This window comes from Brevundimonas sp., assembly GCF_046295775.1.
GTDB lineage: Bacteria > Pseudomonadota > Alphaproteobacteria > Caulobacterales > Caulobacteraceae > Brevundimonas.
In genome coordinates this window covers 126,069-151,755 of the sequence record NZ_JBKBML010000001.1, presented here as the reverse complement: position 1 = coordinate 151,755, position 25,687 = coordinate 126,069, and the positions used below count along the sequence as shown (strand labels likewise).

Annotated in this window: 24 protein-coding genes; 14 read left to right on the top strand and 10 right to left on the bottom strand. The window is 65.8% G+C overall.

Going from position 1 to position 25,687, the window contains the following annotated elements:
• Positions 1-334 precede the first annotated feature (334 nt).
• From ACK4I0_RS00855 to ACK4I0_RS00830, 6 genes are all read left to right on the top strand, one after another.
• Positions 335-2,236 (top strand): TonB-dependent receptor, encoded by a 1,902-nt coding sequence (locus ACK4I0_RS00855; RefSeq protein WP_409607036.1) that lies wholly within the window; start codon positions 335-337, stop codon positions 2,234-2,236.
• Positions 2,237-2,244: 8 nt separating this feature from the next.
• Positions 2,245-2,970: an ABC transporter ATP-binding protein gene (locus tag ACK4I0_RS00850; protein ID WP_409607034.1), complete on the top strand. Its 726-nt coding sequence runs from the start codon at positions 2,245-2,247 to the stop codon at positions 2,968-2,970.
• Positions 2,967-4,415, top strand: coding sequence for an ABC transporter permease (locus tag ACK4I0_RS00845; protein WP_409607032.1), 1,449 nt, complete (start codon positions 2,967-2,969; stop codon positions 4,413-4,415). Before ACK4I0_RS00850 ends, ACK4I0_RS00845 begins: the two co-directional genes overlap by 4 nt.
• Entirely contained in the window at positions 4,412-5,704 is a 1,293-nt protein-coding gene (locus ACK4I0_RS00840; RefSeq protein ID WP_409607030.1) for an ABC transporter permease, read from the top strand. Before ACK4I0_RS00845 ends, ACK4I0_RS00840 begins: the two co-directional genes overlap by 4 nt.
• Before the next feature lie 275 nt (positions 5,705-5,979).
• Positions 5,980-6,447 carry a DUF421 domain-containing protein gene (locus ACK4I0_RS00835; protein ID WP_409607028.1) on the top strand — a complete coding sequence of 156 codons (468 nt, stop codon included), beginning with the start codon at positions 5,980-5,982 and terminating at the stop codon, positions 6,445-6,447.
• Positions 6,448-6,478: 31 nt separating this feature from the next.
• Complete coding sequence (locus ACK4I0_RS00830) at positions 6,479-6,985, top strand: DUF421 domain-containing protein (RefSeq protein WP_409607026.1); 507 nt, start codon at positions 6,479-6,481, stop codon at positions 6,983-6,985.
• A gap of 75 nt (positions 6,986-7,060) precedes the next feature.
• Here the strand turns inward: ACK4I0_RS00830 and ACK4I0_RS00825 are convergent, their stop codons facing one another.
• From ACK4I0_RS00825 to ACK4I0_RS00815, 3 genes are all read right to left on the bottom strand, one after another.
• Complete coding sequence (locus ACK4I0_RS00825) at positions 7,061-7,675, bottom strand: glutathione S-transferase family protein (protein WP_409607024.1); 615 nt, start codon at positions 7,673-7,675, stop codon at positions 7,061-7,063.
• 136 nt (positions 7,676-7,811) lie between these two features.
• On the bottom strand, positions 7,812-8,162 hold the full coding sequence (locus ACK4I0_RS00820; RefSeq protein WP_409607022.1) for a putative quinol monooxygenase: 351 nt from the start codon (positions 8,160-8,162) through the stop codon (positions 7,812-7,814).
• A 514-nt stretch (positions 8,163-8,676) separates the two neighbouring features.
• A complete protein-coding gene (locus tag ACK4I0_RS00815) occupies positions 8,677-9,216 on the bottom strand; it encodes an arylesterase (protein WP_409607020.1) in 540 nt (179 codons plus the stop codon).
• Positions 9,217-9,456: 240 nt separating this feature from the next.
• Between ACK4I0_RS00815 and ACK4I0_RS00810 the strand changes: the two genes are divergently transcribed.
• The 3 genes from ACK4I0_RS00810 to ACK4I0_RS00800 all read left to right on the top strand — a co-directional run bounded on the left by ACK4I0_RS00810 (position 9,457) and on the right by ACK4I0_RS00800 (position 13,094).
• Entirely contained in the window at positions 9,457-10,149 is a 693-nt protein-coding gene (locus ACK4I0_RS00810; protein ID WP_409607018.1) for an ABC transporter ATP-binding protein, read from the top strand.
• Positions 10,146-12,659 carry an ABC transporter permease gene (locus tag ACK4I0_RS00805; protein WP_409607016.1) on the top strand — a complete coding sequence of 838 codons (2,514 nt, stop codon included), beginning with the start codon at positions 10,146-10,148 and terminating at the stop codon, positions 12,657-12,659. Before ACK4I0_RS00810 ends, ACK4I0_RS00805 begins: the two co-directional genes overlap by 4 nt.
• 219 nt (positions 12,660-12,878) lie before the next feature.
• The gene (locus ACK4I0_RS00800) at positions 12,879-13,094 is read left to right on the top strand and encodes a DUF4287 domain-containing protein (RefSeq protein WP_409607014.1); all 216 of its coding nucleotides are present in this window, start codon (positions 12,879-12,881) and stop codon (positions 13,092-13,094) included.
• A 169-nt stretch (positions 13,095-13,263) separates the two neighbouring features.
• On the opposite strand, the gene ACK4I0_RS00795 is transcribed toward ACK4I0_RS00800, so the two are convergent.
• The 4 genes from ACK4I0_RS00795 to ACK4I0_RS00780 form a co-directional block, all read right to left on the bottom strand.
• Entirely contained in the window at positions 13,264-13,791 is a 528-nt protein-coding gene (locus ACK4I0_RS00795; RefSeq protein ID WP_409607012.1) for an SgcJ/EcaC family oxidoreductase, read from the bottom strand.
• 49 nt (positions 13,792-13,840) lie between these two features.
• The gene (locus ACK4I0_RS00790; protein ID WP_409607010.1) at positions 13,841-14,743 is read right to left on the bottom strand and encodes a helix-turn-helix domain-containing protein; all 903 of its coding nucleotides are present in this window, start codon (positions 14,741-14,743) and stop codon (positions 13,841-13,843) included.
• A 291-nt stretch (positions 14,744-15,034) separates the two neighbouring features.
• The gene (locus tag ACK4I0_RS00785) at positions 15,035-15,622 is read right to left on the bottom strand and encodes a hypothetical protein (protein WP_409607008.1); all 588 of its coding nucleotides are present in this window, start codon (positions 15,620-15,622) and stop codon (positions 15,035-15,037) included.
• 137 nt (positions 15,623-15,759) lie between these two features.
• Positions 15,760-16,980 (bottom strand): RtcB family protein, encoded by a 1,221-nt coding sequence (locus ACK4I0_RS00780; RefSeq protein ID WP_409607006.1) that lies wholly within the window; start codon positions 16,978-16,980, stop codon positions 15,760-15,762.
• A 487-nt stretch (positions 16,981-17,467) separates the two neighbouring features.
• Between ACK4I0_RS00780 and ACK4I0_RS00775 the strand changes: the two genes are divergently transcribed.
• From ACK4I0_RS00775 to ACK4I0_RS00760, 4 genes are read left to right on the top strand one after another with little or no spacing between them, the layout of a single operon-like run.
• Positions 17,468-17,875: a response regulator transcription factor gene (locus ACK4I0_RS00775; protein ID WP_409607004.1), complete on the top strand. Its 408-nt coding sequence runs from the start codon at positions 17,468-17,470 to the stop codon at positions 17,873-17,875.
• Positions 17,850-18,911: a YaiO family outer membrane beta-barrel protein gene (locus ACK4I0_RS00770; RefSeq protein ID WP_409607002.1), complete on the top strand. Its 1,062-nt coding sequence runs from the start codon at positions 17,850-17,852 to the stop codon at positions 18,909-18,911. Before ACK4I0_RS00775 ends, ACK4I0_RS00770 begins: the two co-directional genes overlap by 26 nt.
• A 2-nt stretch (positions 18,912-18,913) precedes the next feature.
• A complete protein-coding gene (locus tag ACK4I0_RS00765) occupies positions 18,914-19,969 on the top strand; it encodes a HEAT repeat domain-containing protein (RefSeq protein ID WP_409607000.1) in 1,056 nt (351 codons plus the stop codon).
• A complete protein-coding gene (locus ACK4I0_RS00760) occupies positions 19,966-21,390 on the top strand; it encodes a glycosyltransferase family 2 protein (protein WP_409606998.1) in 1,425 nt (474 codons plus the stop codon). The genes ACK4I0_RS00765 and ACK4I0_RS00760 overlap by 4 nt, the downstream gene beginning before the upstream one ends.
• On the opposite strand, the gene ACK4I0_RS00755 is transcribed toward ACK4I0_RS00760, so the two are convergent.
• The 3 genes from ACK4I0_RS00755 to ACK4I0_RS00745 are packed head-to-tail and all read right to left on the bottom strand — an operon-like array spanning position 21,374 to position 24,506.
• Entirely contained in the window at positions 21,374-21,658 is a 285-nt protein-coding gene (locus ACK4I0_RS00755) for an Hpt domain-containing protein (protein WP_409606996.1), read from the bottom strand. The genes ACK4I0_RS00760 and ACK4I0_RS00755 overlap by 17 nt on opposite strands.
• Positions 21,655-22,038, bottom strand: coding sequence for a response regulator (locus ACK4I0_RS00750; RefSeq protein WP_409606994.1), 384 nt, complete (start codon positions 22,036-22,038; stop codon positions 21,655-21,657). The genes ACK4I0_RS00755 and ACK4I0_RS00750 overlap by 4 nt, the downstream gene beginning before the upstream one ends.
• Positions 22,035-24,506: a CHASE3 domain-containing protein gene (locus tag ACK4I0_RS00745; protein WP_409606992.1), complete on the bottom strand. Its 2,472-nt coding sequence runs from the start codon at positions 24,504-24,506 to the stop codon at positions 22,035-22,037. Before ACK4I0_RS00745 ends, ACK4I0_RS00750 begins: the two co-directional genes overlap by 4 nt.
• 51 nt (positions 24,507-24,557) lie before the next feature.
• Between ACK4I0_RS00745 and ACK4I0_RS00740 the strand changes: the two genes are divergently transcribed.
• On the top strand, positions 24,558-24,914 hold the full coding sequence (locus ACK4I0_RS00740) for a response regulator (protein ID WP_409607311.1): 357 nt from the start codon (positions 24,558-24,560) through the stop codon (positions 24,912-24,914).
• Positions 24,915-25,687 lie beyond the last annotated feature (773 nt).

Here is a 25,687-nt window from a genome sequence, read left to right as displayed (position 1 = left end):
CTATCCACCGTCCTTGGCGCCTCTGGAAAGGCGTCGATGACAAAAGAAACCTTTTCGGCGATTGCCCGCGCTCACCCGAAACGATACGTTATAACACCCTCCATTCGCTCCCTGGATTTGTGTCTTGCCCCGCGCGTTTCCGTTCCCGCCGTCCTCAACATCGGGCCGCAGCAGACTCCTGACCGCCGGGGCCAGTCTCCTCGGACTTGTGGCAGCCTTCCCGGCTTCAGCGCAGGCAGTGAGCGAAGGACCGGTCGAGATCGGCTCGATTGTTGTGATCGGGACCCGCACATCCCGGGACCAGACCCTGTCCTCTGACCGGGCGACGGAAGTCATGTCCCAGTCCAGTCGTTCGTTGGAACAGGACATCCTGCAGGCCGCCGGAGCCTATCGCCTCAGCGACGCCCTGGAGCTGGTAAGCGGCAGCAGCCAACAGAACAACCGCGGCGGCTTCGCCGACAATTTCGCCATCAGAGGCTTTCTCAGCACGGCTGACGGAGGCGGCGAATATTACGTTGACGGCTTCATCGCCAATCGCGGCAGCGCCCCCGCGCGCGATCCAGCGACGATCGAGCGGATCGAAATCCTGAAGGGTCCGGCCGGGGCCGTGTTCGGCGACATCGATCCCGCCGGCCGCGTCAACATGGTGACGAAGACGCCCCGCTTTTCCTCGCAGGCTTCGGCAACCTTGACCCTCGGCTCGTTCGGCACGCGCCGGGTGGAGCTGGACGCCGCTGGTCCGTTGTCCGACACCCTGGCGGCGCGGTTGGTCGTGGCGGCGGAGGAAAGCGACGGCTACCGCGATCATGTCGGGCTCGATCGCCGGGTCCTCTCGCCGTCCCTTACCTGGTTGCCGACCGATACGGTCCGTCTGACCTACATCGGTCAGCACATTCATTACGATTCACCCTTCGATCGGGGCGTGGCGGCGGTCAACGGCGACCCGCTGGCCCTGCCCGCCTCGCGGTTTCTCGGCGAGCCGGATAATGGCGACACGGATGCTCGCGACACCCGGCATCACTTGACTGGCGATATTGAACTGTCGGGCGGGTGGTCGCTGGTCGGCGGCGTCGCCTGGCGCACAGGCTCCCTGCGCGGCTTCTCGGCCGACCAGTCGCGGCTGCAGCCGGATGGGCGGACGCTGTGGCGCCAACGCCGGGAGCGCGGCTACGAGGTGGAGGACCTGTCCGCCCGGGTCGAGCTACGCGGCGAGGTCCAGGCCTTCGGCACGCACCGGCCCAGCCTTGGGCTCAAGGCCTATAGGCTGGACTATCTGGAGCTGCTGAACCGGCGCAACCCAACGGCCGCCAATCCCTATGCGATCGACATCTTCAATCCCGTCTACGGCGTCGCCGAGGCCCTGCCGCTGCTGCCGTCGATTGACCAACGCGAGACCCGTCGCGTCGTCACCCTCTATGCCCAGGATCTCTGGGAGGTGACGGATCGCCTGACGCTCGTCGGCGGGGTGCGGCTGGACAGCTACAAACAGGAACTGCTGAAAAACCTAACCGGGGCGACCAGCATCGCCGAGGACAAGCCGCTCAATTTCCGCCTCGGCGCGCGCTTCGCCGTCAGTGACGCCGTCTCGGTCCACGCCAACTGGGGCGAGTCCTTCCAGCTCAACTCCGGCAGCGGGGCGGGCGGCGCCGCCTTCGCGCCCGAAGAGGGAAAGGGCTGGGAGATTGGCCTGTCGGGGCGGTGGGACGTCCTGGATGTGGGCATCACCGGCTTCGACATTGAAAAGAGCAATGTCCTGACCACCGACCCGAACGACGTCAACTTCCTGGCGCCGGTGGGATCATTGCGGAGCCGGGGCGTCGAGTTCGATGCCTCCCTGCGCCTCGGTCGAGGCTGGCAGGCGGTCGCCAACTTCATCTGGAACGAGGCCCGCAACAACGACGACGCCTTCGCCACGCCCCTGGCTTTGAACGTTCCGGATCGGTCAGGCGCAGTCTTCGCGGTCTATCGCTCCGAAGGGCCGCGCGAATGGTCGCTCAGCGGCGGCGTCAGCTACGTTGGTGAACGGTCGGGCGCGACGGACACCAGCGGACTGCTGCTGCCCGGCTACTGGAAGGCCAAGGCCGCCTTCGAGCTGCCAGTCACATCCAACCTCACCTTCCGGGCCGAGGCGGACAACCTGCTGGACGAACACTATGCCCAGAGTTCGTACAATTCGAACTGGATCTATCCGGGGGCCCCACGAACCCTCCGCGCGTCGCTGAGGGCCGAATTTTGAGAGCTGACATGGATACACCCGCCCTCATCGCCGATGATCTCGTCGTGCTGCGCGGCGGACGGAAGACTGTCGACGGAGCCTCGCTCACGGTCGCGCCCGGCGAGATCTACGCCCTGCTGGGCGGAAACGGCGCAGGCAAGTCGACCACCCTGTTCGCCATCCTGGGTCTGATCAAGCGATCAAGCGGCGTGATCCAAGTCGCTGGGCACGATCCCGAGGTCGCCCCCGACGCGGTCCGGGCAGCCGCAGCCTATCTCCCAGAAAACGTCGCCCTCTACGACCACCTCTCCGCGCTCGAAAACATTCGCTACTTCCTTGGCCTCGCCGGCCAGACGCGGACCGGGGCCGAGCTGGATCAGGCGTTCGACGCCGTGAAGCTGGCCCCCGCGGCTCGGACGCGCCGCGTCAGCGGCTTCTCAAAGGGTATGCGTCAGAAGACGGCGATCGCCCTGGCCCTGTTGCGACAGACGCCGGTTCTGCTGCTCGATGAGCCGACTTCGGGCCTCGATCCCGCGGCGGCGCGGGACTTTCACGATCTGCTGATCGACCTGCGGAAGCGGCGGGTGGCGACCCTGATGGTCACTCATGACCTGTTCGGCGCCGCTGACACCGCTGACCGGATCGGCGTGCTCCAAGGCGGGCGCATCGCCCAGGAATGGACGGCTGCAGCGCAAGGACCGCGCTTCGACATCCAAGCTCTGCACCAGAGCTATGCAGGGCCTGACGCCGCATGAGACGCGCCCTTCGTATCGCGGCGGGCGAGCTACGGTTGATGACCCGCACGCGCACCGCCTGGCTGGGCCTGATCGCTCTTGTTCTCCTCTCGGCGGTCGCCGCCGCCACTTCCTCAGCGCATATCGCCAGCGAGCGGGCCGCCCGGGCCGAACACCAGGCGGCCGCAGATCATGCATTCGAAGCCCAACCGGATCGCCACCCGCACCGCGCCGTGCACTACGGCACCTATGTCCAGCGACCGGTCAGCCCGCTTGCGGCCTTCGAACCGGGCGTTGATCCCTTCACCGGCACAACCCTGTTCCTGGAGGGCCACCGTCAGAACTCCGCGACTTTCGGAGCGATGCGCGAGTCCTCGGGCCTGATCCGCTTCGGCCAGTTGACACCGGCGTTCGTGCTTCAAACGCTGGCCCCGCTGCTGCTGATCTTCCTCGGCTTCTCCACGGTCGCCCGCGAGCGCGAGACGGGGGTGCTCAAACAGTTGCGGCTTCATGGCGCGCACGCCGGCGACGTGCTCGTCGGCAAGGCGCTGGCGCTGGGCGCCATCGGTGGCGTCGCCCTTGCGCCGGCGCTTGTCTCACTGGCTGTCCCCGCAGCCTCCGCACCGGCCGAAGCCGCTTCGGCAGCCCTGATCGGCGGCGGCTATGCCGCCTATCTGGCGATCTGGGTTCTGGGGGTGGTGGCGGTCTCGACCCTGGCCCGGTCCAGCCGCGGCGCCCTGCTGAGCCTGATCGCCGTATGGGCGGTCGCGGTCGTTGTCGTGCCTCGCGGCGCCGCGGCCTTGGCCGCTCAGGCCGAGCCTGCGCCGACGCGCGTGGAGATGGATCTTCGCCTCGCCCAGGACGCCCGCCGGATCGGCGACAGTCACAACCCGGACGATCCCTTCTTTACGACCTTCAGAGAGCGGACACTGGCGGCCTATGGCGTCGAGCAGGTCGAAGATCTTCCCGTGAATTTCCGCGGTCTGGTCGCGGCCGAGGGGGAGGCCCTGACATCGCGTCTGTTCGCCGACTCTGCGAAGCGGACGGCCGATCAGCAGCGCGCCCAGTCGGCCTGGCTCGAAGCCGGCGCCGTCCTGAGCCCCGCCCTCGCGGTGCGTCAGGCGTCTATGGCAGGCGCCGCCACCGGTCTCGAAAACCATGTCAGCTTTCTCGAACAGGCGGAGGCCTACCGCTTCGACCTGATCCAGCGGCTTAACCGCCTGCATACGGAGGGCGTCCGAGCTGAGGACGACGCAGCCCGCAGTCGGGACCCGGAAGCGGAAAGGCGGACGCGCGTGTCGGCGGACAACTGGGCGACCCTGCCCGACTTCGAGTTCCGCCCCGCGACGCCGGCGCAACGCGTGGGCGGGATGCTGCCGGGCCTGGCGGTTCTGACCGCTTGGCTGCTCGCGGCCATTGGATTGTTTGTGATCGCCGGCCGGCGGCTCGGGCAGGTGACGACATGAGATCTCTGGCTCGTGAAATCCGGTTCTTCGGTCGGTCGCCAGCGGCCCTGGCCGGGGTCATCGTCCTGTGCCTGCTGTCCTGTGTCGCGGTGGCGTTCGGAATGGCGGAGGTTGCGCGCGAGCGCGCGTCGATCACGCGCGTCCTTCAGCTGCAGGCGGGTGAGGAGCAGGCGTTGATCGGCCATGCCGAGGACGCGGGAACGTACGCCTACAGCGATTTCCGCGTGACTTGGAATGCGCCGTCCGGCCTGGCGTTCGCCGCGCTGGGACAACGGGACACCGCCCCGTCGATCCTGCGCGTCCGGCCCCTCGCGCTCGAAGCCCAGATTTATGAGAACGAACAGACCAATCCCGAGCTGGCCCTGCCCAGCCGGTTCGATCTCGCCTTCGTCGCCATCTATCTCGCACCGTTGGTGCTCATCGTTCTGCTGCACGACCTCTGGTCCGGCGAGCGGGAGGCTGGGCGGCTCGGCGCGCTGCGAGCCCTCCCGAGGGCGGCTTCGCGCATCTTCCTGCCCCGCGTCCTCGTACGGGCAGGGCTGGTCGGAGCCGCCCTGGCGCTCCCGTTCGCCGTCGGCGCCGCGTTCGAAGGCGCTTCTCCAGACAAGGCTGCTCTTTTCGCCTCCGCCTTGGTCGGCCTGGTGGCTTTCTGGACACTCCTCGTGGTGCTGGTGGCGCGGTTTGGCGGCCGGTCGACGGTTAACGCCGCCGCCCTTGCCGGACTGTGGTTCGCCTTGACGCTGGTTGGTCCTGCCGCTGCAAGCCTGGTTGTCAACGCGGCGGTTCCCACGCCGGAGGGGGCCCGGCTCATGCGCGAGAACCGGGACGCCGTTCACGGCGCGTGGGACCTGCCCCGGCAGGCGACCCTCGACCGGTTTCTCGCCCTATATCCGGAGTGGTCGGACACCGAGCCCATGACCGCACCCTTTCACTGGAAATGGTATTTCGCGGCCCAGCACCTCGGCGACGTGGCCGTCGCCGAGATGTCAGCGGCCTATAGGGAAGGGGTTGAACGGCGCGAAGCACTGGCCGGAACGGCCGGCTGGCTGATGCCGCCCGTCGGCTTCCAGCGCATCATGCACCGCGCTGCGGAAACCGACGTCGTCGCGCAATTGGCCTATCAGCAACGCGTCCGGGATTTCCACGAGAAGCTGCGCACTTTCTATTACCCGTATCTCTTTGAGGACCGCGACTTCGGTGCAGCCGACTATGCGTCGGGCCCTCGCTTCAATGTCGCGTCGCCTGCCGCGCCGGAGCGCGGAAGCGGAGCTTCCGACCCGCGCCTTTAATTCAGCAGCGGATCTCCCCTGCCCGCCTTGGTCAGAGCGGGGCGATGACCGCTATTGACGCATCTGAGACATTGGAGTTTCCGCCACCCAACGGCGGGCCGAAATGCCCGGCCTCCTCATCAAAGCGGACGTTTCGAAGCGCGCCTACCTGTGAAAAGCGGAGGCCTCCGGCCGCTGATCCGGCGACGATGCGCTCAGCGACAGTACAAAAGAAAAATGCTCGCGTCGGACCCATGTGAGTTCCGACCCGTTTGCCCCTGATGGATGTCGCAGGGATGCTCTTTCAAGACTGGCAGGGGTTAGCGAGAACTGCTCTGGTTGGCCTGCTGGCGTATGTGGGGCTTGTCGTTTTTCTTCGGCTGTCGGGCAAGCGGACGCTCTCAAAGCTCAACGCCTTCGACTTAGTCGTCACTGTGGCCTTGGGGTCCACATTAGCGACCATTTTATTGAACGAAGATATTGCCCTGGCGGAGGGTCTGGTCGCTTTTGCGACTCTGATAGGCCTGCAATGGTTGGTGGCGTGGTCGTCGGTCCGGTGGCCGGCGCTGGCCAGGACTGTTCGTGCTGAGCCGGCGGTGCTGGCCCGCGACGGTCAATCCATTCCCGCCGCCCTAAAGCGTGAAAGGATCACCGAGGAAGAGCTGCTGAGCGCCGTTCGCGACGCCGGTGGGCGGAATCTCTCTCAGGCAGACGTGGTGATCTTGGAGGGCGACGGCGCTCTCACGGCCATCCTCAAGCGTTGAATCTTCACTGGGCAGCAGAGGTTAGCCGACGATGACTGTGCTGGACGGCCAAACATTTCACCATCTCATCGGCACACAGGGCGAGGTGATAGGTTGGTCGCAGATGTCACTTCGGGCCGCGCTGATCTTTGCAATCGGCTTGGCCATCATGAGGTTTGCGGCTGCACGAGCCTTTGGCAAATGGACGGCGCTCGACATCATCCTGGCCGTGATTGTGGGATCGAATCTAAGCCGGGCGCTGACCGGCAGCGCTCCTTTCTGGCCGACGATCATCGCTACGCTGGTGATCGTCGCCTTGCACGCCGCGTTGTCACACGCCGTTGTCCGATGGCCCATTCTGTCCCGGGCGCTCAAAGGCCGCCCGGTATGTTTGATCAAGGCCGGAACGCTGGATAAGCTCGCCCTGCGCCGCCACGGGATAGGTGAAGGCGACCTGCGCATGGCTTTGCGCGCTCAGGGCGTCGCCCAAATCGAAGACGCAGAGACCGTCTATCTTGAGCGCAACGGCGACATCAGCGTGATCACGAAGTCGCGATAGTTTCTGGCTCAGAAGCCGCCAGCCCGGCTTTTCAGTCTGCAAACGGCCGTGGGGGATTTCCGATGAGAGTGGAGATCAGACGTTGGCGCGCCTGCGCCTCTGAGCATTCACTTGGGGCGCACCGGGCCTCCTCGTAACGCAAGTTCTCAGGACGGTGTGCGGCGATGATGGCGCATTGGTCGTCGATCGCCCTTCGATAGGCGGGACGGTCCAGGCAGCGTGTCTAAAAGTTTCCAGCTCGGGATATTTTATCAGGAGGTCCACAGACACGGCGATCTTAAGCCCTGAGCTCATAATGAAATCGTCGACGGAGAAAGTGTCGCCGACCAGCCAGTCATGATCGCCGAGAGCCGCATGAAGCCGCCCTAGTCGATGGTGAGCGAAGGGCAGGACCTGAGGCCGCCGCCCGGCCTTGGCGGCCTCGTCCGGCAGGAAGAACTCTGCCTCCGCAATGTTCATCGGCACCCCCTCGATCGTTTTGAGAGCCGCAAAATACCACTCGAGGATTCGGGCGCGTTGCACGGCCCCGGTGGGGATCAAAACGCCCGCCCGTTCAGCCACCGTCCAAACCAGGGCGCCGCTTTCGAACATCGGCGGCCTGCCGTCTTCTTCAAGCGTAGGAACCTGACCACAGGGTTGCTTCGCCCGATGGGCCGCCGATTTCTGGTCCGCGGCGTCGAGAATGCGCACTCGTAGGACCACTCCGCATTCATTGAGGATTCAACGCACCCGATGGTCGCGGACCTGTCCGGCAGCGAAGGACGGCACCCATCTGAAAGCTGTAGTGGTGATCATGGCTGGCATCCACGAGAAGTCCGACGAAGACCTAATCGGCAAGACGCATGAAAGGTTTTAGGACGCGAACACCATGTTGGTCCAAGCCCTTGCGAAGCTCGTCGCTCGGCTCGCCCCACGTCTCGCCTTCCATATTCACGATCTTGAAGATTGCTTCGGCGTTGTCGCCCATGTTCTCGAAGTGCTTCAACGCCGCGTCGGAACTCTCGTATTCTTCGTAGACCACCGCCTCAGTCTCATCGTCGTTGAGGAAGATGTCATAGCGGAGGGTGCCGGCATTGTTCGCACGCGCCAGCTCCATGCAGTTGGTCGACAGCCGTTTGAACTCATCCGTCTTGCCGGGATGGATTTTGAAACGCGCGATGCTTTGGATGCGGCTCATCATGTCTTCCTCGGTTCGAGGTCTGAATGAGAAGGTGCAGGTTCTGGTTCCGAGACTGGAAGACGTCTGGACTTGAGCCTTCTTGGACCCCGAACGAGCATTATTGTCAGGGGCTCGCTTTGTGTCATTCGGCAATCGTTAGCGCCGGAGCTCGGTGACTGGTGCCATTCACGTCCTTCAGCGAGCCCGGCCGCGACGCCGAGGGCCGTTATCGACCAGTCTGGTTTCGGCTAGCCGGAGGCGAACCCGACCCCTTCGCCTTCTTTACCGGCCTTCATTTCCGCGAGTGGTCCTGCGCCCGCAAGATCAAGAGCGGCATGGCGACAGCGGGCGCTGTCGAATCGGGCGCTGGAGTTCGAGCGACATGAGCTCGACTGTTGTCCCCAGTTGGAGGCTAACAGCAGACCCCGGCCCTGCCGAGCCGGGGTGTCTCGTAACAAGGCGCTCAGCGCAGAGCCAAGACGACGACGGGTGAGAGGGTTGAAGGGCGGTCCTGCACGACACCGCCGGCCCCTCAACCGCCAGACAGGGCGGTCGCCACGACTGGCGCAAGACCTTCGGCGATGATGCGCACCCCTTCAGCATTGGGGTGGATGCCGTCTGGCTGGTTATAGCGACGATCCAGCGCCACGCCTTCCAGCAGAAAGGGATAGGACATTACATCTTCATCGTGAGCCATATCCACGAAGATGCGGTCGAATTCGGCGGCATAGGCGCCATACTGCGGGGGCGCTCTCATCCCGGCCAACAGAACCGGAATGTCGCGCGCCTTGAGCGATGCGATAATGGCTTCCAGATTGGCCCGCACCGTCTCCGGATCCACGCCTTGGAGCATGTCGTTGCCCCCCAGGGCGACGATGCACAGATCGGTGTCGTCCTCGACACTGTAGCCGACCCGGGCGAGCCCGCCGCCGGTCGTATCGCCCGACACCCCGGCGCCGCGAACCCTCGCCTTGAGACCCTGTGCACGCAAGGCCTCTTCCAGTCGCGCCGGCAGAGCCTCGGCCGACGGCAAGCCGTAGCCGGCGGTTATGGAATCCCCCAGCAGGGTCACGATCTTCTCCGGCGCGCCTGAGACGCTTGTCGGCGACGGAGAAGCGGCCGAGGGCTCCGCCGGTGACGGCGACGTGTCCCCGGGCGAGGGGCCGCATCCGGCGACCGCGAGCCCCAGCCCTGCGGTCAAAAGCGTACGACGAGGAATAGACGGCATGAGACAGGCAGGCTTTGGCGTGATGATCTGCGCCCCCATATAGGGGTCAGCCTTCCCACTCCCAATGCAGCGGACGACATATCGATGGCTTCAGCCGCTCCGCTCGTCCTGGACCGCGTCGTCCTCACCCTGCCTTCGGCGGCAGGCCCCGTGGAAATCCTTCGCGGCGTGGATCTGGTCGTGGGACCGTCGGAGACCGTCGCGATCGTAGGCCCCTCCGGTTCAGGCAAATCCTCGCTGATCTCCATCGCCGCCGGTCTTGAAACGCCGACCCGCGGCCGGGCGATGCTGTTCGATCAGGACCTGGCCGCCCTGGGCGAAGACGGCCGAGCGCGTCTGCGCCGGGGGCGCGCCGCCCTGGTGTTTCAGAGCTTTCACCTGCTCCCCAACATGACCGCCGAGGAAAACATATCCGCGCCGCTGGAGTTGGCTCGCCGTCCGGAGGCGGTCGCGCAGGCGCGGGCCTGGCTGGAACGGGTCGGCCTTGGCGCCCGGCGGTCGCACTATCCCCACCAGATGTCTGGCGGCGAGCAGCAGCGCGTCGCCCTGGCCCGCGCCCTGGCCGTGGGACCGGAACTGCTGTTCGCCGATGAACCGACCGGCAATCTGGACGGGACCAACGGCGCCCTGGTCGCCGACCTGCTGTTCGACCTCGTGCGCGACAGCGGGGCGGCCCTGGTGCTTGTGACCCATGACGACCGTCTCGCGGCCCGCGCCGACCGGATCGTGACGATGCGCGACGGCCAGATCGTCGCCCCGGCGCCCGCCTCCGCATGAGCCTCGCCTTTCGCTTCGCCCGCCGCGAACTGCGCTTGGGCATCGCCGGATTCCGCATCTTCCTGGCGTGTCTGGCGCTGGGCGTGGCGGCGATCGCGGCGTCCGGTTCGACCGCCGAAGCCTTCCGGCAGGGCCTGGCCAGCCAGGCGCGAGAAATCCTCGGCGGAGACGTCGTCTTCAGCCTGGACCAGGGCCGGTTCAGCCCCGACCAACGCGCGGCCTTTGAAGCTCTGGGGCCGGTCGCCTATTCGGTGCGGGCCAACGGCATGGCGGAAACCCGCGCCGGCCAGCGTCGGCTGGTGGACATGCGCGGCGTAGACGCCGCCTATCCGCTGGTTGGGGCAGTCCAGCTGTCCGGCGCGCCGGATCTGGCCACGGCCTTGCGCGTCGAGAACGGCGTGGCGGGCGCCGTCGTCGAGCAGGGCCTGCTGGATCGCTTAAGTCTGAGACTCGGCGACACCTTCACCGTCGGCGGCGCGCGGTTCGTCGCCCGCGCCGTCCTACTTTCCGAACCCGACCGGCTGGGTCGAGGCTTCGCGCTCGGTCCGCGCGTGGTCACGACAGTCTCCGCCGTCGAACAGGCGGGCCTGGTCGCGCCCGGCGGCCTGTTCGGCGAAGCGGTGCGCATCGCCCTGCCTGCCGCGGCCGATCCGAAGGCCGCTATCGCCGACGTCGAAGACCGGTTTCCGCAAAGCCGGCTCCAGGCCCGAGATCGCTCCGAGGCCGCCGCCGGCGCCGGACGGCTGATCGATCAGCTCGAATACTTTCTCGGCTTCATCGGCCTGGCCTCATTGGTGGCCGGGGGGCTCGGCGTCGGGGGGGCTGTCTCAGCCTATCTGGAGGGCCGCAAGCCGTCGATCGCGACGCTCAAGGCGCTCGGCGCGGAGGGCGGGCTGATCCGCGACATCTATCTGATCCAGATCGGAGTGCTGGCTGCGGTCGGGGTCGCCATCGGGCTGGTGATCGGGGCTGTCGCGCCGCTCGTCATCGGCGCGCTGGCGAAGGACAGCCTGCCCATCCCCGCCCTCTTCGCCCTCTATCCGGCGCCGCTGATCAAGGCCGGGACCTTCGGCCTGCTGGCCGCCGCCGCTTTCGCCCTGGCGCCCCTGGCGCGCGCCCGTGCGACGCCGCCGTCGGCGCTCTTCCGCCGCCAGCTGACCGATCGACCCCGTCTCGGCATCGAGCTGGTCTTCGCCCTGCTGGCCGCGACCGGACTGGCGGGCCTCGCCCTGTGGAGCGCGCCGTCCAAAGCCGCCGCGGCGGCCTTGATCGGCGGCACGGTTGTCGCCTTCGCCCTTCTCTGGGCGCTCGGCCGCGCGGCGGCCGCCCTGGCCGGACGTCTGCGGAGCCAGGCCGGCGGCGCGGTCCGCCTGGGCCTGGCCAACCTCGCCGGCCCGCGCTCTGCGGCGCGCACGGCGTCACCCGCCATCGGCCTGGGCGTCGCACTTCTGGCCATGGTCGTGCTCATCCAGTCCAGTCTGCTCGGCCAGATCACCGAAGTCGCCCCGCGATCGGCCCCATCCGTGGTCTTCACTGAGATCCCGGCCGATCGCGGGGCGGACTTTGATGTCGCGGTGGCTGAAATCATGACCAACCCCGGCCCGGATCGCTACCGCCGCCTGCCTCTGCTCACCGGGCGGATTGTTCGGCTGAAGGGCGAGCCGGTCGATCCGGAAGCCCTGCCGCCAGGCGAACGCTGGGCCTTCGATCAGGACATCCTCCTGACCGCCCTGGCCGAGGCGCCGGACGATGCGAACATCGTCAGCGGCCGATGGTGGGCCGCCGACTACGCTGGTCCGCCGCAGATCGCCCTCTCTCAAAACCTGGCCAGGGCCGCGAACCTCAAGGTGGGCGACAGCCTGACCCTCCAGCTGCTGGGGCGCGAGATGGACGTCCGTATCGCCGCCCTGCGCCGAACCGATCCGGGCGGCTTCGGCACCAACTTCCTGCTCGTCATCAACACCGCCGCCATCGAGGGCGCCAATCCCCGCAGCGTCGCCCTCGCCCGCGCGTCGCCCGCAGAGGAAAGCGCCCTGACCCAGGCGCTCGGCGCGGACTTCCGCGAAGTGAACATCATCAGCGTCAGAGAGCAGCTTGAGGCCGCCGCCACCCTGTTCGATCGATTGGCCCTGGCCATCCGAGGGGCCGCCGCCGTCGCTGGTCTCGCCGGCCTGCTCGTCCTGATCGGAGCCATCGCGGCAGGCGTGCGCGAACGCGCCCGCGAGGCGGCGATCCTGAAGGTGCTGGGGGGCTCCCATGCCCAGATCCTGACGGCCTACCTTGTCGAATACAGCCTGGTCGGCGCGATCGCCGGCCTTGCCGGCCTGCTCCTCGGCGCCGCCGGCGCCTGGCCCGTCGTGACCCTCGCCTTCAAGGCGAGCTGGACTATGGATTGGACCGGGGTCGTCCTCCTTTTGGGCGGCGCAACGGGCGTCGCGGCTCTGGGCGGCGGCTTGGCGGCCTTGCATGCCCTCTCGCGGCGCCCCGCACCGGTCCTCCGCTCGGATTGACCGCAACCACGACCCAGCCCTACGCCGCTCAGACCCGAGCCCCGATCGCGATGGCGGCGAAGCGAATGATCACCAACGCCGTCTTAACCAGCCCATCCGTGTCTACGCTGAGGTCGAACGACCGATAAGCGCCGGAACCGGACGCTGCCGCAGGGTCGCAGATCAGACGTTCGTGCTAATGTGCTGTCTCCGGCGCGGGGTCGACGTTAGGGGTTTCAGATGACCGAGAGCGTGTTGAAGGGGCCTGCCTCTTACTTTCCATCAATCGAGAAGAAGTACGGCCGACCGATAGCGCATTGGCAGCAGATCGTCCGCGACAGCTACCCCGCCAAACACATGGAGCTTGTCGCACTTCTGAAGGACGAGCATGACCTAGGCCACGGCCACGCCAACGCTCTCGTGGCCCACACCTTGACGCAGGATGGCTTGAAGTAGCCGCCATCAGGCTTGGTGTGTTTCGACGGTGAATTTTTCTGGTTGGGGACGCGGGACCTGCGGAAATTGGCTGAAGGACGTTGGCCGGGCCGAGGTTTAGAGCGCCTGTTCAAACATCGCGATGAGAGACAGGTCACCCTCGGTAATATAGTCAAGCAACGCCCCGCCATTAGTTTGACGGAGGCGGTCCCCTAGACGGGTCGAACTGCTCCGCCACGGCGTTGATCTGTACGTTAGCGCCGTGGACCAGTTGCAAGCCCGCCGACGTCCGACGGAACACCAGGGTCATCCGGTCGTCTGAGGCGGGAACGATCGATCCATCAGGCGGGCTGAACTGGCCAACCGACCAGCGCACCACCGCGATGACGACATCGGAACTTACAGCCCTGATGCTCTCGATCGACTTGAGCGACATCGGCACGCCCTTGAACATCGTGGTCAGGTACAGGTGGTGGACGCTGACGACCTGCGCCTTCCCGCGCCAATGCATGCCGACGATGTTGACCCACTCGACATCGTCAGACGCCATGCGGAACATCCGTTCCGCGTCACTCGTCGCCCAGGCGGCAGTGCATTCCTCCAGCCAGGCCTGGACGGCGGCCCGGTCTGCATCTGCGACTTGTGTATGGCCCTGGGCCGGGACGGCGGTCATCAGGCTGGCTCCTGCAAGGATGGTCATAAGGGTGCGGCGGTTCATTGGCTTCTCCTCGTTCAATCGAAGGATGCCGTGTGCAAAGAAAAGCTCGCTAGGAAGAATCGGACATGGCCGCGGCTTCCGAAACCAGCGCGCTCGGCGGCATGCCTGTGAAGGCGTGGGCGTCGCGAAGCAGATGGGCTTGATCGAAGTAACCGAAGCGGTGGGCCAGCGCCGTCCAAGTCAGATCCGGCCGTCGCTCCCGCGCCTCCAGAACGGACTCGAACCGCACCGTGCGCGCGTAGAGTTTCGGCGTCAGCCCCACATGGTCGATGAAACGCCGCTGCAACTGGCGCGGCGACAGGTCCAGCCGTTCAGCCATCCTAGCAACCTGCGGCGCTCCGTTCGTCCGCCTGATCAGCCGCGCTAAATGGTCCAGCGGCTCGGCCGCGCGCGCCTGCGCTAACTGATGAGCCAGCCAGTGGTCGGCGGCCCTGACGCGCGAGGGAAAGTCAGACGCCAGCCTGATCCTATCCACCAGTTCGTCAAGCGGCTTCAGGCCCAGGTCCCCGGTCGCGACAGCGACATCGCTCAATTGCCCCATGCCGACGCCGAACAACCGCTGAAATCCCGTCGGTTGGAAGGCGACATGAAACGCGGCAACAGGTCCCGCAAGCAACAGCCGCGCGCTGTGGCGTGACGACGGACCGACCACCACGGCCTCGGGCGTAGCATCGAAGACGCCGCCATCGATGCTGACGCGATAGGGCGTGTCCAGATAGACTTCCAGAAACTGCGCCGGCCGACCCGGCAGCGGCACAACAACGCCGGATCCTGCGCTGAAACCTGTGCGCTCGCGATAACCGCGCACGACAGTTGCAACGGCGGGCGAGGCCCGACAAGCAAGCGCCGATATCATGGTCTTTGCACCAGTCGTGGAGATCGCCGATCCACCACAGCCTCCCGCTCGGCCCAAGTTTAGCACGATCAAATGATGGAGGCGTGCCTCACGCAAGGGTGCTCGTCAGGCATCATGCCTCCACGCACGGCAGCGGTTGAGCGGATCGTCGCCACCGTCTCAGCACCTTCTTCCAGCGAAGTATGCTGCAACTCGGTGAGGCGAACGGAATTGTTCGGCGCATCTGAACTTGATCAAGCAACCCTGTCGGGCCCTCTGGCCCAAGGGCTAACACTGCCAACCGGCGTAACCCGTCGGAGCAGCGGCAATGAATCAAGATCGGCGATTGCCTGACAAGGTCTCAGAAGCGCCAGAAGAAGACTTTGGCCTAAGTCCGAATATGAGACATTACGCCGCTTCGATCACCAGCTTGCGCCATGTCACCAGGTCGTCGAGCTCGGTCGCGAATGCCGAAGGCATGATAGCGTCAGTGACGGTAGGATTGTCGGCGACAACGCGAAGCGTCAGTAATGTCTCTCGTGCCTTCCCGTTGAAACGAGCCGCCGCAAGCGACGCCCTGTGGCTGCCGAAGTCCGCTACGGGAATGGCCTCAAGCTGGTGAACGGATCCGGTGATTGCTTCGATTGCGATTAAGGCCGCAGCCTGGTTCGTCCGCTTTTCGATAACGCGAGCCCTCGCGTCACGGATAGCCTCAACTACCCGCTCGCTAGCGACCCGAAAGGTCGCAAATGCATTCGACCGACGCTCACTCGACTCACTTCTGCGTACGCGAGCGGCGTGATCATTCTGGTAAAGCGCGATCAGTACTGCGATCAGCACAGCGCCTACGGTCCCGATAGCTTGCGCCCAAGCAGCGAACCCCGCGCTGTCGTGAGGGACAGGCGATAGCACTGCCAAGCCGATGAGCAGCGAGACCGTCACACATACTGTCAGAACGACCCAGAATTTAATCATGGGTGGAGACTGCACGCTCATTCAGGCCTGTCCAGCGCTGAGCCTACCCACTTTCAGAGGTCGAATGAGCGCCAAGAGCGGACACTCGCTTCGTCGCCCAAACTGGACGTCCCCGAACGACGAAAGCCGGCACCGCATTGCTGCGGAACCGGCTCCCGTCATCCCTTGACGCACACCACCTGACGCAGGGTGTGAACCACCTCGATCAGGTCGGACTGGGCCGCGATGACCGCGTCGATGTCCTTGTAGGCCATCGGCGTTTCGTCGATCACCTCGGCGTCCTTGCGGCATTCGACACCTTTGGTCGCGCGGACGTGGTCCTCCACCGTGAAGCGCCGCTTGGCTTCAGTGCGGCTCATGGCCCGACCGGCGCCGTGCGAGCAGGTGCAGAATGAGTCCGCATTGCCCTTGCCGCGCACGATGAAGGACTTGGCCCCCATCGAGCCGGGGATGATGCCCAGCTCTCCGTCCTTGGCCGACACCGCGCCCTTGCGGGTCAGGTAGACGTCCTTGCCGAAGTGCTTTTCCTTCGTGACGTAGTTGTGGTGGCAGTTCACCGCCTCGGCTGTGGTCTCGAAGTCGGGCCAGAAGGCGCGCAGCACCCCCAGGACCTGATCCATCATCACCTCGCGGTTGGCGCGGGCGTATTTCTGCGCCCACGACACCGCCCGGACATAATCGACGAAGCCTTCGGTCCCCTCGGGGAAGTAGGCCAGGTCCTGGTCCGGCAGGTTGATGTGCCAGCGGCGCATCTCGTGCTTGGCCCGTTCGATGAAGTAGGTCCCGAACCGGTTACCCACGCCGCGAGAGCCGGAGTGCAGCATCACCCACACGTCGCCCGCTTCGTCGAGGCACAGCTCGATGAAGTGGTTGCCCGTGCCGAGCGTGCCCAGGTGGCCATAGCCGCGCGCGTGCGCCGCCTTGGGGTGCTTGTCCACCACGGCGTCGTATCCGGCCTTGAGCACCTCCCAACGGGAATGGGCCGAGACCGGCGGCTCGGACGCCCAGGCGCCCTTGTCGTTGCGGCCGCCGTTGTCGGTCCGGCCGTGCGGAACGGCCGCCTCGATCGCGGAACGGATGGCAGACAGATCGTCCGGCAGATGTTCGGCGCGGATCGAGGTCCGCACCGCCATCATGCCGCAGCCGATGTCCACGCCCACGGCGGCGGGGATGATGGCTCCCACTGTCGGGATCACCGACCCCACTGTCGCGCCCATGCCCCAGTGCACGTCCGGCATCACCGCCACGTGCTTGTGGATGAACGGCAGCGAGGCGACGTTCTTCAGCTGCTTGAGCGCGGCATCTTCGATGGGCACTCCCCGGGTCCATGCCTTTATCGGCACGTGTTCCGGACCTTCGATCACGTCGTAGTGCGACATGGTCGTTTCTCCTCTTTCGTCTGATCCTCTCGGACCGGCCGGCGGAGCTCTCGCGGATACAAGAAACCCCTCCGGCCGGTGGCGGGAGGGGTTGCTGGAAATCCGAAACGGTCAGACCGGTTCGCCCCTACACTCCCTCCGCGCATGCGACATTGCCCTCGACCGGCTGGCGGTCGAGCTGCATGGGCAGGCTCAAGGTGGCGTAGGTGCCGTGCATGGGTCTTCTCGTTATCGGGAGGCAGCTCACAGCTCAGCCCGGCTCGCAACGCCAGTGTTCGGTGAACTCACACTTCACCTATGCGCCAAAAGTAAACCCTGGCTTCAACCCGAAAGAAAGACATTCGGTCCCCAAGTCGAGCACTACGGGGGGCGACCCGAAGCGCTCCGTGCTTCCAAGGGTCCAGCATCATCTCCCTTTCCTAGGGCTTGATTCACTTCTTGCCTGCATCATGCCCAATGTGAGGGCGGGCCGGTTGTGGAGTGAGTTATGGCGCGCATCCTGATTGCTGACGATGATCCGCTGTTGCGGGCGCTGCTGCAGCACAAGCTGGCGGCGGAAGATCATCAGGTGTTTGCGGCCGAGCATGGCGGAGAGGTGGCCGCGCTGATTCGGGACCACGCGCCGGACCTGATCGTGCTGGACGCCATGATGCCGGTGATGGACGGGTTTGAGGTGCTGCGAAGGCTGAAGGCTGATAAAGCCACGCGCCACATTCCCGTGGTCATGCTGACCGCCCTGAAAAGGGAGCAGGATGTGGTTGGCGGTCTTCAGCTCGGCGCCGCGGACTACCTAGCCAAGCCCTTCATTCCGGACGAGCTGGTGCAGCGTATTCGTCGCATATTGAGCGCCTCGGACATGGAGCAAGGTGATGATCGTTCAAGACGTCCCGCCTGAGGTCCGCACGGACCCGACAGCCCTGTACGAGGCGGCGGTGGCCGACCGGCGCGCGGGACGACACGAGGCGGCTCTGATCAAGTTGAACACGGTCTTGCAATCCCGTCCTGGCGACGTGGACGCTCGACTGAATCGCGGCCTTTGCCTGCTGGCCCTCAATCGGCTGGATGAGGCTGAAGCAGACTTCGAGAGCGTGCTGGTCGACGCGCCGGATTATGTGGACGCCTTTCTCGGTCTGGCGGGGGTGGCTCAGCGACGCGGCGATCTTTCTCGCGCCCGAACAGAAGTCCAGAGGGCCGCGGCGGCTGCGCCTGACCGGCCCGACGTCGCAGCGCTGGACCGCGCCTTGCGGCCGTCATTAGCCTGGCGGGTCGATCTCGACGTATCAAAAAGCCGTCTCGGCGCTGACCTGCCCGACTGGACGGAGGTTCGACTGGGCGTTGTCCGCGCGCTGGATGAGCGCTGGACGTTCGCCGGCTCGGCGGAGTGGACCGAGCGCTTCGACAATGAAGACCTGCTGCTTGAGGCGCGGCTGGATCGTCGTTTCGCATGGGGCGCGGCCTATGCCGCGCTGGGCGGAGCGGTGGAGGCCCAGTATCGACCGGAAGTCTCGCTTCGCGCCGGAACCGACATCCGTCTCTCGCCGACATTCAGTGGCACCCTGGATACTTCCGTCGCCCGATTCGCCAGCGGCGATGTCATCAGCCTACAGCCGGGTCTGGCGGCCGATCTCGTGCAAGGGCGGGTCCGGCTGGCGGCGCGCTGGATCAATCTATGGGACGAGGCGGATGAGCACCGGACCGGCTATTCCCTGAGTGCCCAATGGGCGGCCAGCGACCGTCTGAGCCTGCGCCTGAGTCACGCCGACGCGCCGGAAACGAGCGAAGGCGTCACCGTGGACGTGCGCGCCGTCAGCCTGGGCGCTGAAATCGGCCTGACTGATCAGATCACCCTGCGACTAGGCGCCCTGCACGAAGAGCGTGGAGCCTATGATCGGGACGCGATCACCCTGGGTCTTGGCTGGCGGTCCAGGTGAGCATGCTGGCGCTCCTGTGGTGGAGCTCTTTGGTCTTCGGAGCGACGGCGCTGATCTGGATGACCGGTCTGATCCTGGCGCGTCTGTTGCGCGAGCGCATCGACCAAAAGCGAGCTACGGATCAGGCGCGCGTCCGCGCGTTGTTTCTGGAGATCATGGCCGGCGACGCGAACGCGGCGCAGCGTCTGAACCCCTACGTCGAACGTGCTCGGTTGATGGCGGAGACGCTTGTTGAGGTGCTCGCTCTGGTGCGGGGGGTGGAGCGGGAACGGTTGACCGAAGACCTCGCAAACCTGGGATTGGCCGAACACCTGCGACTTCGGCTCAACCGCGGCGGCAAGGCTGGGCGCATCGCCGCGGCCGAAGCGCTCGCGGCGTTTCCAGACTTAGCGACCGCAGATGCCCTGCGCGCGTCGCTCGGGCGATCCCGTGACGGCGATTTTCGTGTGGCGGTTCTCACAGCTCTTCTGGACATGGAGGCCGCGCCGCCGCTGCAGGACATGGTCATCGACCTGGCCAATCGCGACCTGCAGGACTCGCTGCTGTACGAACCGGTCATCCGACGGGCGGCGGCCGCCTCGCCGCTTGAGGCGCTGCATGTGTTCCTGTTGTCCGAAGCGCCGTCCGCCACCCGGGCTGTGCTGGCCGACGCTTTGGGAGCCTCGGGTGACTATCGGGCTGTGGAGCCGCTATGCCGAACCGCCGCCGCGCCTGAGCTGGAGCTGCGCATCGCCTCGGTCCGCGCGTTGGGGCTGCTCGGCCACCCCGCTGCCGAGGGAGCCGTTACAAGTGCCTTTTCAGACCCGGCGTGGGAGGTGCGGTCCGCCGCGTGCGAGTCCGCCGGCCGGATCGGCCTGGTGCGGGCCTCGCCCATGTTGATCCAGGCGCTGGGAGATCCCGCCTGGTGGGTGCGGTTCCGCGCCGGCGAGGCCCTCGCCGCCCTGGGCGAAAAGGGTGTCGCCAGCCTGCGCATGGCGGTCGGCATCGATCAGGACGTGGTGCGCCGCGCGGCTTCACTCGCACTGGCTGAGCGCGGAATGGCGGAGGCGGCGCCATGACCCAGGGCCTGGCCGTCGTCATAGCGGGGTTCGCCCAGTCCATCGCCCTTTTCGTTATCGGCATGGGCATAGCCCAGAACGTCATCTATCTGATCCAGCTGGTACTGGCGGCTGGCGCCCTTTCTGCGCGCCCGTCGATCCCGCAGTCGGGTGTGCTGTGGCGCCGTTACGCCGAGGCCTCGCCGCCCATCGCCTTGCTGGCGCCAGCCTACAACGAGGCGCTCACGATCGTTCAGAGCGTCCGGTCACTGCTGTCGCTGCGCTATCCCAGTTTCGAGGTGATCGTCATCAACGACGGCTCCATAGACACGACGTTGCAAGTTTTGATTGATGCTTATGACCTGAAGCCGGTGCAGCGCCATTACGATCAGGCGCTGGACCACCAGCCCATTCGCGGTGTGTACGCGGCCGCGCACCAGCCCCGCCTGATCGTCGTGGATAAGGAGAACGGCGGCAAGGCCGATGCGCTCAATGCCGGGATCAACGTGTCCCGCGCGCCGATCTTCTGTTCCATGGATGCGGACTCCCTGCTGGAGCCGGACGCCCTGCTGCGCGCCGTCAGGCCGTTCGTGGAGGACCCAGAGCGTACCGTGGCGGTCGGCGGCACGGTGCGCATCGCCAACGGTTGCCTCATCCGCGACGGCCAGGTTCTGGAGGTCCGTCCGCCGCGCAACCTTCTGGCCCTGCTGCAGACCGTGGAATATCTACGCGCCTTCCTGATGGCCCGGCTCGCCTGGAGCCGCATCAACACCCTGACCATCATCTCCGGCGCCTTCGGCCTTTTCCGACGCGCACGAGTGGTTGAGGCCGGCGGCTACACCCGCGGCACGGTCGGCGAGGACATGGAGCTAGTGGTGAAGCTGCACCGGCTGATGCGCGATCAGCATCGACCGTACCGGGTGGGTTTCATCCCTGAACCGGTCTGCTGGACCGAGGCCCCAGAAGATTTGCGCGTTCTTGGTCGCCAGAGGTCCCGCTGGCACCGGGGCGCGCTGGAAACCTTCGAGCGCCACTGGGACGTCATGTTCCGTCCCCGCTACGGGCGGCTCGGCCCCATCGGTTTCGGCTATATCGTCCTCGTGGATGTGCTGGGGCCGATTGTGGAGTTGCTGGGCTATCTGCTGATCCCGGCGTTCTGGGCGCTGGGACTGCTGTCGCTGGACTATCTGCTAGGCTTCCTGGCGGTCAGCTTCACCTTTGGCGTCGCGATCTCCGTCGGTGCGCTGGCCCTTGAGGAATCGGAGCTGCGGCGCTTTCCCCGCGCCCGGCATCTGCTGCTGCTGACCACCGTCGCAGTGCTGGAGAATTTCGGTTATCGCCAGCTCAACAACCTGTGGCGTCTGCGCGGCCTGTGGCAGTACCTGCGTCGCAGCCAGTCGTGGGGGACCATGACCCGAAAAGGCTTCAGCCCGTCCGCGTAGCCAGGACCTCTCTCATGGTCGCCGCCAGATGCTCGACCTTCGCGCGATCTGGAGCGGCGCCTTGCGCAAAAGCGTCGTCGCATTCTCCCGCCGCAGCGCTGATCTCGGGAAAACCAAACGTGCCCGCGGCGCCCGCGAGGCTGTGCACCAAATCCTGCATCTCGTCGACATCCAGGGCGCCCCGCGCAGCCAGATCGTCGAGCCGCTCCAGGTCGCCAATGCATCGAGCCAGAAAGCGCTCCCGCAGACCGGCCAGCACGTCGTTCATCGCCGGGCCGCCAGGATGGCCCGCACGTCGGCGGCAAGGGTCAAGGGGTCGAACGGCTTGGTAATGACGTCCAGACCCCCCAGAGCACGGTAGTGGTCCACTTCACCGGACTGCACGCGGGCCGTCATGAAGATCACCGGCGTTATCTGATGCGCCTGCCGTTCTCGAATGCGGGCCAGGGTCCCGGGGCCATCCAGATGCGGCATCATCACGTCCAGCAAGACCACGTCGGGACAGAGCCCGCCGTCCAGAGCCGCCAGAGCGGCCTCGCCAGATGCGGCCGAGGTCAGGGTAATGTCCGGATCCAGTTCCAGCGCGAAGGCCGCCACCTCGCGGATGTCATCCTCGTCGTCGACGTGCAGAATCCTCAATGTACTCATAAAAGTCCTCCGGTGCGGCGAATCAGGCGGCGCACCGTGCGCGACAACTGGGTCAGGGACATGCGCGACTTTGTCAGCACCGCCCGCACCGCCGGCCCGGCTTCACGGTCCATGTCCTGGGCTGAATAGATCACGACAGGGATTGTGCGGCCATCCTCGTCCGTAAGTTCCGGTAGCAGATCCAGGCCGTTACCGTCAGGCAAGCCCAGATCCAGGATGACTAGATCCGGACGCCGGGCCGCCAGCGCAGCCCGAGCCTCGGTCAGACTTTCGGCCGCTATCATCTCCACCGATCCAAGAGCTTGCCGCGTGATCTCTAGAATATCCCTGTCGTCGTCGACATGCAGCACCAGCGGCTTTTCACCGCCGCTGAAGAGAGACTGGACGGCCAGTTTCAGGCGAGCTTGGTCGACCGGCTTCTCCATCCAGTCGGCCACCTCCAGCGAGCGTCCGCGAATCCGTCCGCGCCCCACATCGCCGGAGACCACGATCACTGGCATTGACCGGGTTTCATTGCTCGCCTTCAGGGCCCGGATCAGGCTGACGCCGTCTGCGTCGGGCAGTTGCAGATCAACCAGCGCCGCAGCATACGAAGCCGTCCGGGCGCTGGACAGCGCCTCGCGCGCCGTCCCGACCACATCGGCCTGATAGCCTTCGTGGGACAGCATCTCGGCCAGGACCCGGGCGGCGTCGGGGTCGGCCTCGCAGATGAGCAGTCGTCCCGTTCCATTCCTGGTCGCCTCTTCCGGCCGGTCCAGGGGCAGGTCGAGGTGAAAGGTCGCGCCTTCCCCCTTGGCCGACTCGAACCAAAGCCGGCCGCCGTGGCGTTCGGCGATCTCGCGCGCGATGGCCAGACCTAAGCCTGTTCCGCCCTTGGCACGCGTGTCCGTGGAATCCGCCTGGGCGAACTTGTCAAAGATGCGGGCGCGGAATTCCTCCGGGATGCCCGGCCCGTGGTCCGCGACGCTGAGCCGGGCAATCCGTGCTTCGGGATTGACCGTAACGGTAACCTCGCCGCCTGACGGCGAGAATTTGGCCGCGTTGGAAAGGAGATTAGTCACTACCTGGATCAACCGGTCGGCGTCGCCGCGCACGTGAGCAGGTTCGCCGTCGCCCAGGCCCAGGGTCACGCCCATCTGCTCCGCATAGCCGCGCACGCCGTCGATTGACCGTGTGGCGATGTCGCGCAGGTCCAGAGACGACGAGGCCAGAACCAGTTTCCCGGATTCCAGTTTCTCCACGTCCAGTATGTCGTTGATCAACCGCACCAGGCGCTGGCTGTTGGAATGCGCAATGCCGATCAGCCGCGCCGCCTTCTCCGGAAGGTCGCCGCCCGCGCCGCCCGCCAGCAAACCCAGCGATCCCGCGATAGAGGTCAGCGGCGTGCGCAATTCGTGGCTGACTGTGGAGACGAAGGCGTCCTTCATCTCGGCGACCCGTCGGCGCTCGGTGATGTCGCGGATCACCGCCACCACATGACGGCCCGTGGGCAAATCCATGGCGCCCAAGGCGACGTCGGCAGGAAAGGTCTCACCATACCGGCGCTTGCCGGTCAGTTCCCGAAGCAGCCCGTCTTCCAGCCCGCCTTGGCTGGCGCCCAGTCGATCCAGAAACGAACCCTCGCCATTCTCCGCCAGGTCGATCAGCACATTCACATCCCGGCGCCCGATCTCGTCCGACCGCCAGCCGAACATGCGTTCCGCTGCCGGGTTCATGGTCTCGATGCTGCCGCTGGGGTTCAGTGTGACGATGGCGTCAAAGGCGCTGTCCAGTGTCGCGCTGTGGCGAGCCGCCGCCGCTTCCAGTCGTTCCAGAAGCGCGCCCCGTGTCGCCAGATAGCGCCACACCAGAAAGGCTGTTGCCGCCGCAATGAGCACAAGCGTGGCGAACAGAAGCACCACCATGATTTCTGTTCGCTCGGTGCGCGTCGCTGCGCCCTCGGAAAGGGCCGACAGACGCTGTGCCTCTCGCGTCGTCATTTGGAATACGAGGCGTCGGATCTCGTCCATGGCCGCCTTACCCTCCCCGCTGGAAACGGCGGCGAAAGCGGCGTCGGTGCGCCCCGCTTCGCGAAGGTCGATGCTGCGTTCCATCGTCAGGCGTTTGCGAGTGATGCGCTCCGAAAGGCGCAGATGGTGCACGCCCTGCACATCATCCCCGCCGAACCGAGCGCCGAGGGCGGCCATTTGGGCGTCCAGCTGGGTCAGCGCCTCGTCGTAGGGCTCCAGAAACCGCTCATCCCCCGTGATGATGTAGCCCCGCTGCCCCGTCTCCGCGTCCTGAAGCAACGAGAACACAGACTGGATGTGCAGCCGGGTGTCATAAGACCGCTCAACCGCAGCCCTCATTTCACCGACGCTGGCGAACTCACGGCGGAGCTCCAGACCAGTGAGCATCAGAAGAACGGCGAGGATCGCGGACGCCAGCCCCACGATCAGCCGGAAACGACGCCTGCCGGGTTGACGCACGCCGGGGTTCATCGGCTAGACCCGTATGATTGATGCATCCGGAGGTTGGGCATGAAGGTCTGTGTCATCGAGGACGATCCCCTGATGCTGGGCCATCTGGAAGACATGCTGAAGCGCATGGATTACCAGGTCATGACCGCCGAGACGGTCGATGATGGTCTCCGCGTCGTCCGGGACTGGTCGCCCGATGCCGTCCTGGTGGACATTCTGATGCCGGACCGCGACGGCTTGAACTTCATCATGGAGACTCGGCACCTGAGGGAAACCATGCGCGTGATCGCCATCACGGGCGGCGGCAGGCTCGGCCCCGGACCCATTCTCGAAATGGCTACAGGCCTCGGCGCTCACGCCACCCTGATCAAACCGATTACCGAAGAAGCGTTGAAGGGGGCTCTGTCCGGAGCTTGAGGCGGAGATTCACTCCACGCTTTTCTGGATCCGGATGCGGACCTTCCGAAGCGCCGCTTTGAGTCAGGAGCAGCCATGCCGCCCCCTCCCCCGTTCTTGGCCGCCTCGAACCCGGTCAGCAGGGTGTCCCGCACGCGCTCCAGCTGGCGCTGCTGCCGCTCCGGGAGATGGTGCAAATCAGACCGCATCAGGCGAGTCTAACCGATAAAGGCGAGGCGACGCCAACCCGCGTTCACATAGTCTTGGGCCTCACCATGGGCTCATCCACCCGCACCCGCGTAGTCCGTCACGAGCATCGCTCGGCGTGCAGATCAGCCTACGGACAATCCTAGGGGCTTGCACCTAGCCCAACTCGAGTTGTCGATATGTCGCGGCCAATGGCGGCCGACGTCACCCGACGGCTAGAGGCCCCGGTGTGGCTCGACCCCGGGCCAGCCTCGCAGCTGGAAGAGGGCGACCTCAACCGCGTCTCAGTTCTCCTCGTTATCACGGGACCCTCGAAGGGAGACCGAGCCGCTCCCGGAGGCCGAGACCCGGCCGCGAAACGACCCGCCTGCCGTCCAAGAGCGGGTCAGCGGCGCCGTTGTGGCCGGTCCCCCCGGCGTCGCCTCCATCGGCGCCTGGTCGAGCCCGGTTGAACGAGTCCGGCAACCGCATCCTGGCCGTCGTGAGGCTGAAGCGGCTCCGCGCTGAAACCGGCTGGTCGGTGTTCGGGTCGCCCGAATTCGTCTGACGCCCCAAATACGTCAGCGGCTACCAACCCTCGAATAGGC

Excerpts from the sequence above, each read along its gene's own strand:
- ACK4I0_RS00845 (WP_409607032.1), top strand. The coding sequence starts at position 2,967 with ATGAGACGCGCCCTTCGTATCGCGGCGGGCGAGCTACGGTTGATGACC.
- ACK4I0_RS00810 (WP_409607018.1), top strand. The coding sequence starts at position 9,457 with ATGGCTTCAGCCGCTCCGCTCGTCCTGGACCGCGTCGTCCTCACCCTG.
- ACK4I0_RS00805 (WP_409607016.1), top strand. The coding sequence starts at position 10,146 with ATGAGCCTCGCCTTTCGCTTCGCCCGCCGCGAACTGCGCTTGGGCATC.
- ACK4I0_RS00775 (WP_409607004.1), top strand. The coding sequence starts at position 17,468 with ATGGCGCGCATCCTGATTGCTGACGATGATCCGCTGTTGCGGGCGCTG.
- ACK4I0_RS00855 (WP_409607036.1), top strand. The coding sequence starts at position 335 with ATGTCCCAGTCCAGTCGTTCGTTGGAACAGGACATCCTGCAGGCCGCC.
- ACK4I0_RS00840 (WP_409607030.1), top strand. The coding sequence starts at position 4,412 with ATGAGATCTCTGGCTCGTGAAATCCGGTTCTTCGGTCGGTCGCCAGCG.
- ACK4I0_RS00785 (WP_409607008.1), bottom strand. The coding sequence starts at position 15,622 with ATGAGCGTGCAGTCTCCACCCATGATTAAATTCTGGGTCGTTCTGACA.
- ACK4I0_RS00800 (WP_409607014.1), top strand. The coding sequence starts at position 12,879 with ATGACCGAGAGCGTGTTGAAGGGGCCTGCCTCTTACTTTCCATCAATC.
- ACK4I0_RS00820 (WP_409607022.1), bottom strand. The coding sequence starts at position 8,162 with ATGAGCCGCATCCAAAGCATCGCGCGTTTCAAAATCCATCCCGGCAAG.
- ACK4I0_RS00795 (WP_409607012.1), bottom strand. The coding sequence starts at position 13,791 with ATGAACCGCCGCACCCTTATGACCATCCTTGCAGGAGCCAGCCTGATG.
- ACK4I0_RS00755 (WP_409606996.1), bottom strand. The coding sequence starts at position 21,658 with ATGAACGACGTGCTGGCCGGTCTGCGGGAGCGCTTTCTGGCTCGATGC.
- ACK4I0_RS00765 (WP_409607000.1), top strand. The coding sequence starts at position 18,914 with ATGCTGGCGCTCCTGTGGTGGAGCTCTTTGGTCTTCGGAGCGACGGCG.
- ACK4I0_RS00750 (WP_409606994.1), bottom strand. The coding sequence starts at position 22,038 with ATGAGTACATTGAGGATTCTGCACGTCGACGACGAGGATGACATCCGC.
- ACK4I0_RS00780 (WP_409607006.1), bottom strand. The coding sequence starts at position 16,980 with ATGTCGCACTACGACGTGATCGAAGGTCCGGAACACGTGCCGATAAAG.
- ACK4I0_RS00740 (WP_409607311.1), top strand. The coding sequence starts at position 24,558 with ATGAAGGTCTGTGTCATCGAGGACGATCCCCTGATGCTGGGCCATCTG.
- ACK4I0_RS00830 (WP_409607026.1), top strand. The coding sequence starts at position 6,479 with ATGACTGTGCTGGACGGCCAAACATTTCACCATCTCATCGGCACACAG.
- ACK4I0_RS00835 (WP_409607028.1), top strand. The coding sequence starts at position 5,980 with ATGCTCTTTCAAGACTGGCAGGGGTTAGCGAGAACTGCTCTGGTTGGC.
- ACK4I0_RS00850 (WP_409607034.1), top strand. The coding sequence starts at position 2,245 with ATGGATACACCCGCCCTCATCGCCGATGATCTCGTCGTGCTGCGCGGC.
- ACK4I0_RS00760 (WP_409606998.1), top strand. The coding sequence starts at position 19,966 with ATGACCCAGGGCCTGGCCGTCGTCATAGCGGGGTTCGCCCAGTCCATC.
- ACK4I0_RS00770 (WP_409607002.1), top strand. The coding sequence starts at position 17,850 with ATGATCGTTCAAGACGTCCCGCCTGAGGTCCGCACGGACCCGACAGCC.